Source organism: Prevotella conceptionensis 9403948 (assembly GCF_000312305.1).
Classification (GTDB): Bacteria; Bacteroidota; Bacteroidia; order Bacteroidales; family Bacteroidaceae; genus Prevotella; species Prevotella conceptionensis.
Genome location: NZ_HE999444.1, coordinates 265,297 through 275,032 on the forward strand (window position 1 = coordinate 265,297; position 9,736 = coordinate 275,032).

The window sequence follows — 9,736 nt, forward strand, 5'->3', positions numbered from 1 at the left end:
TGGAGCACAAAAATGTGCAGCGTATCGCCCCCAAAGGTTAGGCCTTTGGCGTACAGGATGTCGCGTGTGGGGCGCATGCCCGCAGGCGGGTTTACGCGTAGGGCATAGCTTTTAACAAGTGCGAAGGTGAAGGGCGAGTAGAGTAGGGCCACGTCGATGCCTCGAAGGTCGGGCGAATGTGTCATTACATATTCGTATCGAGCCGTGCGAAGTAGCGAACGGCGTGTGAGATCGTGCAGCACACTGTCGTTTTCAACCTCGCAAAGAGCCACGAGGTCGGGCAGTCGCCATTGCTTTCCTTCCCCTCCGCAGGCCACAATCTCTTGCCCAATGCGGTTTAGTTTCTTCCAATATCGCGAGGGAGTCCAATGGCGATAGGCTGTGGGCAGAAACTCTTGGTCGTTTTTCAGGCTGTCGTGACGGCAATCAAAGAGATTTTCGCAATTGAGTTGAACCAGCGTAAAAAGCGAAATGAGGAGCGTGCCAAGTGTTGTCATGTGGTTTTTGCCTTGCTGCTAAGAAACAATCCCACGAGTATAAAAACCGTTCCCACAATGAAATAAGGAGTGATGGTTTCGTGAAGTACGAGCCATGCAAATACAATGGTGGTGATGGGATTGACGTAAATGTAGTTTGTTGCACGCATGGCTCCTAGCTTTCCCATTACCCAGGTCCATGTAAGAAAGCAGATCATCGAACCCAAAACGCCGAGGAAAAGCAAGTGTCCGATAACGTCGGGGCGCGCCAAGGCATGCAGTGGCGGCATCTGCGGCACCAGTATGTAGTAAGGTAGCATGGTAAGCAGACCGTAGAAAAACACCTTTCGGGTGATAAAAAGGCTGTCGTAGCGTTCGTTCATGCGTTTCATGATGATGGAATAGAAAGCCCATGCCAGGCAGGCACATAGCGCAAGGAAGTCGCCTAGCGGCGAAAGGTGAAGTACAAACTTGCCGTTGAGTACCACTGCGGCCATGCCTACAAAGGAGAAAAGCGTTCCGACTACCTGCAAGGAGCCTAAACGCGTGCCGTGCACCAGCAGTCGCATGAGTACCATAGTGAACAACGGACACGAACAGACAATGAGCGACACGTTGGTGGCTGTGGAAAAGCGCAACGCCTCGTTCTGCATGAGGAAGAATGCAGAGCCGCCCGTGATGCCAAGTAGCATCATGCAGCCCTGTCGGAAAGGTTGTTGCACAGCAATTTGCGGCCTCCTGCCCTGCGCGGACCAACGAGCGTGAAACCCAACATCAACACGTATGCAATGAGAAAGCGCAAGGTGAAGATGTGCGCAGGCGAAAGACCAGCGTAAATAAGGAGCTTGGTGGAGATGAATGTAGAACCCCAAATGGCCACAGTAACGAAAGCCACCACGTGGTAAAGAAGGTTTGCGTGTGCAGATGCAGGCTTTGTCATGTATGTTTTATTGATAAATAGCTGTTGGCAAAGGTAGGTTTTAATTACAAAACGGCCAAACGAATGAGCCGATATTTATATGTTGGGCTTTAAAAATGATAGTTTATCTTATTGCAGCAAAGTGTTCGAACTAGCTATTAATGTGGGCGAAATGCCCTAATCTCACGATTTATTCGTACCTTTGTAGCCTTATTAAAGAGCAAAGAAGAATAAATGGACAGAAGAAACAATACTTCAATACAAATGATTGCCGACTACGAGGGCGATATCAGCACGCTTTTCGACACCCCTACGCCCGATGTGGTACCTGTTTTGGCCACTCGTAATCTCGTATTGTTCCCCGGTGTGGTGACGCCGATACTTGTGGGAAGGGCTGCAAGTGTAAGTCTTGTAAACAAATTAAAGAAAGACCCCGATCAGGTCTTTGCCGTGTTCTGCCAGAAAAACGCCGATATTGAGGAGCCAGGAAAGAAAGATCTCTTTCCCATAGGCGTGTATGCCAAGTTGGTTAGGGTGCTCGAAATGTCGGGGCCAGGCAACAACATCACTGCCATTGTGCAGGGATTGGGGCGTTGCCAGCTAGAAGACGTGGTGAAACGCAAGCCTTACCTCGTGGCGCAGACCACTAAGAAACCCGAAATGTTTATCGGCGAAGACACGAGCGAATACCATACGGCCATGGAAGACCTTCGCAGTCAGACCGTGGAATTTATCAAGATGAACGAGGAAATGCCCGACGAGGCACAGTTTGCCATAGCAAACATACACCACGATGTTATCGCTACCAACTTCATCTGCTCGAACATGCCCTTCGATCTCAATGATAAGATGCACATGTTGGAGGCCGACAACTCGCTCGAACGGGTGTATATCGCCCTCAAAACCCTGAACAAGGAAATGCAGCTGTTGCAGATTAAGCAAACCATTCGTTCGAAAACGCGCGAAGACATCGACGAACAGCAACGCGAATACTTCTTGCAACAACAGATAAAGAACATTAAGGAAGAGCTGGGTAACGGCGAAGGTTCGCCCGAACACCGCGAGTTGGAGGAGAAAGCGAAGGGCAAGAAGTGGTCGGAAGAGGTGAGCAAGATATTCTATAAGGAATTAGATAAACTCGATACACTTAATCCGCAAAGTCCCGATTACAGCATACAGCTCACCTATTTGCAAACAATGGTGGGCTTGCCGTGGGACGAATACACCAAAGACGACCTCAGCATCAAGCGCGCCCAAAAGGTATTGGACCACGACCACTATGGAATGGAAAAAGTGAAGGACCGTATCTTGGAGCATTTGGCCGTGTTGCAGCTTAGCGGCGACCTTAAATCGCCTATCATTTGCCTTTATGGACCTCCCGGAGTGGGTAAAACCAGTCTTGGAAAGAGCATCGCCACGGCCATGAACCGTAAGTATGTGCGCATGTCGTTGGGCGGATTGCACGACGAATCGGAAATTCGCGGACACCGCCGAACCTACGTTGGCGCGATGCCCGGCCGCATCATCAAGAGCATACAGAAAGCAGGCTCGTCCAATCCCGTGTTTATTCTCGACGAGATAGACAAGGTAACGCAGAACACTTTGCACGGCGACCCCTCGTCTGCCTTGCTCGAAGTGCTCGACCCAGAGCAGAATAACGCCTTCCACGACAACTATCTCGACGTTGATTTCGACCTCTCGCGCGTGCTTTTCATTGCCACCGCCAACGACCTCAACACCATTCCGCGCCCATTGCTCGACCGAATGGAGCTTATCGAGGTGAGCGGTTACATCACCGAAGAGAAGATAGAAATTGCCAAACGCCACCTTGTGCCGCGCGAATTGCAGAACACGGGCTTGGTTAAAAACGCCACAGAGAAACCCAACTTCAACAAGGCGGCCTTGGAAAAGATTATTGAGCAATACACTCGTGAGAGTGGTGTGAGGCAACTTGAAAAGCAAATAGACAAGGCTTTGCGCAAGATGGCCTACCTGCGAGCCCTTAACGGCGAGTTGCCTTTTGCCAAAATAACGCCTGCCGAGATAGAAGGGCTGCTGGGTAAACCACCTTATTATCGCGACATCTACCAAGGCAACGACTACGCCGGCGTGGTTACGGGCTTGGCTTGGACAAGCGTTGGCGGCGAAATTCTGTTCATCGAAACCTCGTTGAGCAAAGGTCGTGGGGCAAAACTAACGCTTACGGGCAACCTCGGCGACGTGATGAAAGAGTCGGCCGTTATCGCTTTGGAATACGTTAAGGCCCATGTAGACAAGCTTGGTGTTGACTATCGCCTGTTCGACCAATGGAACATCCACATCCATGTGCCCGAAGGAGCCACCCCCAAAGACGGACCTTCGGCTGGTATCACCATCGCCACGTCTATCGCCTCGGCGTTAACCCAACGCAAAGTGCGTAAGAACACCGCCATGACTGGCGAGATAACGCTACGCGGAAAGGTGCTGCCCGTGGGCGGAATAAAAGAAAAGATATTGGCAGCAAAGCGCGCAGGCATCACCGATATAATGATGTGTCGCGCCAATAAGAAAGATATAGAAGAAATTCCAGAGAAATATCTCACGGGTGTTAAGTTCCATTACGTGGAGAATGTGCAAGACGTTTGGGACTTCGCACTGACCAACGAGGTGGTGGAAAACGCCATCAAGTTCGACATTGAGGAAGAGAAGAAAAAGGATTGATAGCGAGATGAAATTTGAATTGCAACATACCGATGCGGCATCGGACGCCCGAACGGGCATTATCACCACCGACCACGGACAAATAAAGACACCCGTATTCATGCCCGTAGGCACATGTGGGTCGGTGAAAGGTGTGCATTTCAGCGAACTGCGCCAGCAGGTGAAGGCGCAAATCATACTCGGCAACACCTATCACCTTTATCTTAGGCCAGGCCTAGACGTGCTGAAAAAGGCAGGCGGACTGCATAAGTTCAACACGTGGGATAGGCCTATACTTACCGATTCGGGCGGTTTTCAAGTGTTTTCGCTCACAGGCATACGCCGATTAACCGAGAATGGCTGCGAGTTTCGTTCGCATATCGACGGCAGCAAGCATGTGTTTACGCCCGAAAGCGTGATGGACACCGAACGAATAATAGGTGCCGACATCATGATGGCATTCGACGAGTGCCCTCCGGGCAATAGCGATTACGCCTATGCAAAGAAAAGTTTGGGCCTAACCCAACGCTGGTTAGACCGCTGTTTCAAGCGTTTTAACGAAACCGAGCCGCTGTATGGCTATCAGCAAAGCCTCTTTCCCATCGTGCAAGGCTGCACTTATAAAGACCTTCGCCAAGAGGCGGCCAAGCATGTGGCCGATAAAGGCGCCGATGGAAACGCCATTGGCGGTCTGGCTGTTGGTGAACCAACCGAGGTGATGTACGAAATGATTGAGGTTGTAAACGAAATTTTGCCCAAAGACAAGCCGCGTTACCTCATGGGCGTAGGCACACCGCAGAACATTCTCGAAGCAATCGAACGTGGTGTAGACATGTTCGACTGTGTGATGCCTACCCGAAATGGACGTAACGCCATGCTGTTTACCTACCAAGGCACGATGAACATGCGCAACAAAAAGTGGGAAGACGACTTCTCGCCCATCGACCCCGACGGCTGTGAGATAGACCGCATCCACTCGAAAGCCTACTTGCACCACCTGTTTAAGGCGCAAGAGCTGCTCGCCATGCAAATAGCAAGCATCCACAACTTGGCTTTCTACCTGCGACTAACGGCAGATGCGCGCATGCACATCGAGCAAGGCGACTTTGTTCAGTGGAAGGCCAGCGTTATCGACAACCTTAACCGACGCGTGTAAAGCGCAAAAAAACAATGGAACGAATGCAAATAAAACGCTCTATCAGGCTGTTGAGGCTACGGTGTATGAGGCAAAAAGTGGGTGGCATGGCTTGTTGCCCGCTTGGCTTTCTTGCGCGTATTGTTGCCCACGCGCTACCTCAAAATACTCGATTGGTACATCATTCGCAAGTTCATTGGCACCTACGTCTTCTCGATTTTGCTCATTATCTCTATCGCCATCGTGTTCGATGTGAACGAGAATTTGGCAAAGTTCACCCAATTTCATGCGCCATTGAAGGCCATTGTGTTCGATTACTACGCCAATTTCGTGCCTTACTTCGCCAATTTGTTTAGTCCGCTGTTCGTATTCATTGCCGTTATCTTCTTTACTTCCAAGTTAGCCGGCACGTCCGAAATCATTTCGATGTTGGCCGCAGGCGTTTCTTTCAATCGCTTGATGCGTCCTTACATGGTGTCGTGCTTGCTCATATCGTGTCTTTCGTTCTATCTTAGCGGTTATGTAATACCTCATGGCACGGTGATAAGGCAGAACTTCGAGTCGATGTACAAGAACAGCAAGAAGAATACATCGGCACAGAACGTGCAGTTGCAGGTAGACCGCGGCGTGATTGCCTACATACAACACTACGACGACAAGACGAAACGGGGCTATGGATTTTCGCTAGACAAGTTTGAAAACAAGAAATTGGTGAGCCACATGACGGCTTCCGAAATACAATACGACACCATCAGCGATTCAAAATACCACTGGCAGGTGTCTAATTGGCGCATTCGCGAGATGAAAGCCTTGCGCGAGAAGATAACATACGGCGACAAACGAGATACCCTCATCATGATGGAACCAGCCGACTTGGTGTTTTCTAAGGGCCAACAAGAGACTTTCACCAATCCCGAACTCTCTTCCTACATCTCCAAACAGATAGGGCGGGGCAGTAGCAACGTGGTGCAATATGAGGTGGAATACCACAAACGCATCGCCGCCTCCTTTGCATCGTTCATCCTAACCACCATCGGCCTGTCGCTCTCGTCGCGTAAGCGCAAGGGCGGAATGGGACTTTACCTCGGCATCGGCTTGGCTTTGAGTTTTGGTTACATTCTCTTGCAAACCGTTTCGGCCACGTTTGCCGTCAATGCCAATACCCCTCCCATGCTCGCCGCGTGGATTCCCAACCTGCTCTTTGCTGTTGTGGCCTACTTCTGTTACCGCAGCGCGCCCAACTAACGCCGAGTAGGCAGGCAGCCAATAGTCAGCAAACAAACCAAGGCAAGAAGATTATCATATTAAAAAACAGCGGCACAGGAAAGAAGAAAACGTGCCTTACACAACATGACATTTGAAGAATTAGACTTAAACGACAACGTTCTCGACGCACTTTACGATATGCGTTTCGAGACGTGTACCCCTATTCAGGAGCATTGCATACCCCAGATTCTAGAAGGTAAAGACATCTTGGGCGTGGCACAAACAGGCACAGGCAAGACGGCCGCTTACTTATTGCCCATCATGTCGATGCTCGACGATGGCGGTTTCCCACACGATGCCATCAATTGCATCATCATGTCGCCCACAAGAGAACTTGCACAGCAGATAGATCAGGCCATGCAAGGTTTTGGCTACTACCTAGACAGCGTGAGCAGTTTGCCCATTTACGGCGGAAACGACGGCAACCGCTACGACCAAGAGATAAAGTCGCTGCGCTTGGGAGCCGACATTATCATCGCAACGCCTGGTCGTTTCATCTCACACATACAGTTGGGCAATGTTGATTTGAGCAAAGTGTCGTTCTTTGTGTTAGACGAGGCCGACCGTATGCTCGACATGGGTTTCTCGGAAGACATCATGACCATTGCCAAACAGCTGCCGCCAACCTGCCAAACCATCATGTTCTCGGCCACCATGCCGCCTAAAATAGAGCAGTTGGCCAAGACTTTGCTGAAAAATCCCGTTGAAATTAAGCTCGCAGTGAGCAAGCCAGCCGAGAAAATAGCGCAGAAAGCCTACCTTTGTTACGAGCCGCAGAAACTTAAAGTGCTTGAAGACATCTTTAAGGCAGGCCACCTTAACCGCGTGATTATCTTCTCTGGCAAGAAACAAAAGGTGAAGGAAATTAACCGCGCCTTGGTGCGGATGAAGATAAACAGCGACGAAATGCACTCGGACCTTTCGCAAGAGGAACGCGACCAGGTGATGTTCAAGTTCAAGAGTGGCGCAACCGACGTGCTCGTTGCAACCGATATATTGTCGCGCGGTATTGATATCGACGATATTACGATGGTGATAAACTACGATGTTCCGCACGATGTTGAAGACTATGTGCACCGCATTGGCCGAACGGCACGTGCCGAACGCGATGGCGTTGCCATTACACTTATCAGCGACCAAGACGTTTATTACTTCCAACAGATTGAGCGTTTCTTGGAAAAAGAAATAGAAAAGGTGCCGTTACCCGAAGGTATAGGCGATGGTCCCGAATATAAAACTGCATTACGTGCACCGAAAAAAGGTGGTTCGAGAGGTTCGTACGGCGGCAGACAGCGGCAAGGACAACCACGTGGAGGGCGCAATCGCAACGCGAAACCCACCAACCAACATGCCCAAGGCGGCAAGAGTGGCCGTTCGCGGGGCAGTCATAATCGCCGAAAACCAAATAAGCCAGCAGGCAACGCATAGACATAAAGAGAGGTTGTGGCGGTTAACTAAGGGCTACTCCTAGCCCAAGTACGTTTCCATAAAGCCCCAACTCAACAGCAGTAAGCACAAGAATGAAAACGCAATTGTCTATCCTCATCCCCACCTACAACTACGTTTGTCTGCCCCTTGTGCGCGAACTGCACAGGCAGGCAAGCGAAATGGGTGGCTTGGAGTTTGAAATAGTGGTGGCCGAAGACGGCAGTGATCAGCCCGACAACATCGCCCGAAATGCCGAAATAACGGCACTGAGCCATTGTAAGCATATCGTTCGTGAGGAAAAACGTGGGGGCGCGCGGCCATCCGAAACCACTTGGCCGACATGGCCAACATGCCTTGGCTGCTATTTATAGACAGCGATATGCGCGTGGTTTCGCCCCATTTTGTGGAGCGTTACTTGCAAACCCCCGACGAATGGGGCGTGGTTTACGGCGGAAACACAACGAAAGGCGGTGCGTGGACCGACGAACGCCTGCTGAGAGTTCGCTACGAACAGGCCGCCGAGCGGCAGTTTTCGCCCCAACAACGCGCCAAACACCCCTATAATCATCTCACTACGTCAAACATCTTGGTGGCAAAGCGCGTCATGCAGGCCGTTCCGTTCGACAGTCGCTTTCTCACCTACGGCTACGAAGATGTGTTTTGGGGCATGTCGTTGGCGCAAAAAGGCATTGAGGTGGCACATATCGATAATCCCATTGGCTTTAATTATTACGATAGCAACGTGGTTTTCGTGGGTAAAACCATCGAAGGACTTCACACCCTATACACCTTTCGTGCCGAGTTGGCCGACTTTTCGCCCATCATTCGGCTCGAACGGCGATTGCGCCGATGGCGGTTAGATGGGGCAGTGCGTTCGGTTTTAAACAAGCTGATGCCCCTGTTGCATCGGCGCATCATAGGTTTCAAGCCTTCGCTCGTGGCCTTCAAGCTGTTTAAGCTGTGTACTTATCTGCACATCGCGCACACCGATGCCGCCTCGAAAGCCTAAGAAAGGCAACTAAAAACAACGTATGGGGCACAAGCCTTACACCATAATTATATATATAACATACATGTATGTCTAAACTAACTTACGCAATGAAAAAAACAATCTTACTTGCCTTTGCCCTGCTTCCTTTCGTAGGGGCGGTGGCACAAAACAACAACGCACCCTCCAAGTACACGCCAACGGCGCAAAACCTTGCCGCGCGCGAAGCGTTTCAAGACCAAAAGTTTGGCGTGTTTCTGCATTGGGGACTGTACTCGATGATTGGTGAAAGCGAATGGGTGATGACCAATCGCAACATCAACTACAAGGAATACCCCAAGTTGGCGCAGACTTTCTACCCCTCAAACTTCAATGCCGACGAGTGGGTGGCTGCCATTAAGGCCGCAGGAGCCAAGTATGTAACCATCACCACGCGCCATCACGATGGCTTTTCGCTCTTTAAGACGGGCACCAGCACGTACAATTCGGTGGACGGTACGCCCTTTAAGCGCGACATTATCAAAGAAATGGCCGAGGCTTGCGCACGCCAAGGCATTAAGCTACACTTGTATTACTCGCATCTAGACTGGTATCGCACCGACTATCCCGTAGGAAGAACGGGTAAAGGAACGGGTAGGCCCAAGGATGCAGCTAACTGGAAGAGCTACTACAACTTTATGAATACGCAGCTTACTGAGCTACTGACCAACTATGGGCCTGTTGGTGCCATTTGGTTTGATGGCTGGTGGGACCACGATAGCGACCCAACGCCTTTCGATTGGGAACTTCCGCAGCAATATGCCATGATACATAAGCTGCAACCCCAATGCTTAATAGCCAACAAT

At 50.5% G+C, this 9,736-nt stretch carries 8 protein-coding genes and 1 pseudogene; 7 read left to right on the forward strand and 2 right to left on the reverse strand.

Going from position 1 to position 9,736, the window contains the following annotated elements; all coding sequences use genetic code 11:
• Both BN93_RS03250 and BN93_RS03255 read right to left on the reverse strand, forming a co-directional pair.
• The coding region (locus tag BN93_RS03250; RefSeq protein WP_044259678.1) for an endonuclease/exonuclease/phosphatase family protein at positions 1 to 497 on the reverse strand (497 nt) is incomplete at its 3' end.
• A pseudogene (locus BN93_RS03255) lies at positions 494 to 1,416 on the reverse strand (DMT family transporter). The gene BN93_RS03250 and the pseudogene BN93_RS03255, both read right to left, overlap by 4 nt.
• Before the next feature lie 213 nt (positions 1,417 to 1,629).
• On the opposite strand from BN93_RS03255, the gene lon reads away from it, so the two are divergent.
• The 7 genes from lon to BN93_RS03285 all read left to right on the forward strand — a co-directional run.
• The gene (gene lon / locus BN93_RS03260; RefSeq protein ID WP_019186933.1) at positions 1,630 to 4,095 is read left to right on the forward strand and encodes an endopeptidase La; all 2,466 of its coding nucleotides are present in this window, start codon (positions 1,630 to 1,632) and stop codon (positions 4,093 to 4,095) included.
• Between the two features lie 7 nt (positions 4,096 to 4,102).
• Positions 4,103 to 5,230: a tRNA guanosine(34) transglycosylase Tgt gene (gene tgt, locus BN93_RS03265; protein ID WP_019186934.1), complete on the forward strand. Its 1,128-nt coding sequence runs from the start codon at positions 4,103 to 4,105 to the stop codon at positions 5,228 to 5,230.
• An 81-nt stretch (positions 5,231 to 5,311) separates the two neighbouring features.
• A complete protein-coding gene (locus BN93_RS03270; RefSeq protein ID WP_019186935.1) occupies positions 5,312 to 6,454 on the forward strand; it encodes an LptF/LptG family permease in 1,143 nt (380 codons plus the stop codon).
• A 105-nt stretch (positions 6,455 to 6,559) separates the two neighbouring features.
• Positions 6,560 to 7,903, forward strand: coding sequence for a DEAD/DEAH box helicase (locus BN93_RS03275; RefSeq protein WP_019186936.1), 1,344 nt, complete (start codon positions 6,560 to 6,562; stop codon positions 7,901 to 7,903).
• A gap of 92 nt (positions 7,904 to 7,995) precedes the next feature.
• Entirely contained in the window at positions 7,996 to 8,274 is a 279-nt protein-coding gene (locus BN93_RS18405; RefSeq protein ID WP_232211093.1) for a glycosyltransferase, read from the forward strand.
• On the forward strand, positions 8,244 to 8,912 hold the full coding sequence (locus BN93_RS03280; protein ID WP_232211094.1) for a glycosyltransferase family 2 protein: 669 nt from the start codon (positions 8,244 to 8,246) through the stop codon (positions 8,910 to 8,912). The genes BN93_RS18405 and BN93_RS03280 overlap by 31 nt, the downstream gene beginning before the upstream one ends.
• A gap of 89 nt (positions 8,913 to 9,001) precedes the next feature.
• A partial coding sequence (locus BN93_RS03285) for an alpha-L-fucosidase (RefSeq protein WP_044259775.1) occupies positions 9,002 to 9,736 on the forward strand: 735 nt, incomplete at its 3' end.

Excerpts from the sequence above, each read along its gene's own strand:
- BN93_RS03280 (WP_232211094.1), top strand. The coding sequence starts at position 8,244 with ATGGCCAACATGCCTTGGCTGCTATTTATAGACAGCGATATGCGCGTG.
- lon (WP_019186933.1), top strand. The coding sequence starts at position 1,630 with ATGGACAGAAGAAACAATACTTCAATACAAATGATTGCCGACTACGAG.
- BN93_RS03275 (WP_019186936.1), top strand. The coding sequence starts at position 6,560 with ATGACATTTGAAGAATTAGACTTAAACGACAACGTTCTCGACGCACTT.
- tgt (WP_019186934.1), top strand. The coding sequence starts at position 4,103 with ATGAAATTTGAATTGCAACATACCGATGCGGCATCGGACGCCCGAACG.
- BN93_RS18405 (WP_232211093.1), top strand. The coding sequence starts at position 7,996 with ATGAAAACGCAATTGTCTATCCTCATCCCCACCTACAACTACGTTTGT.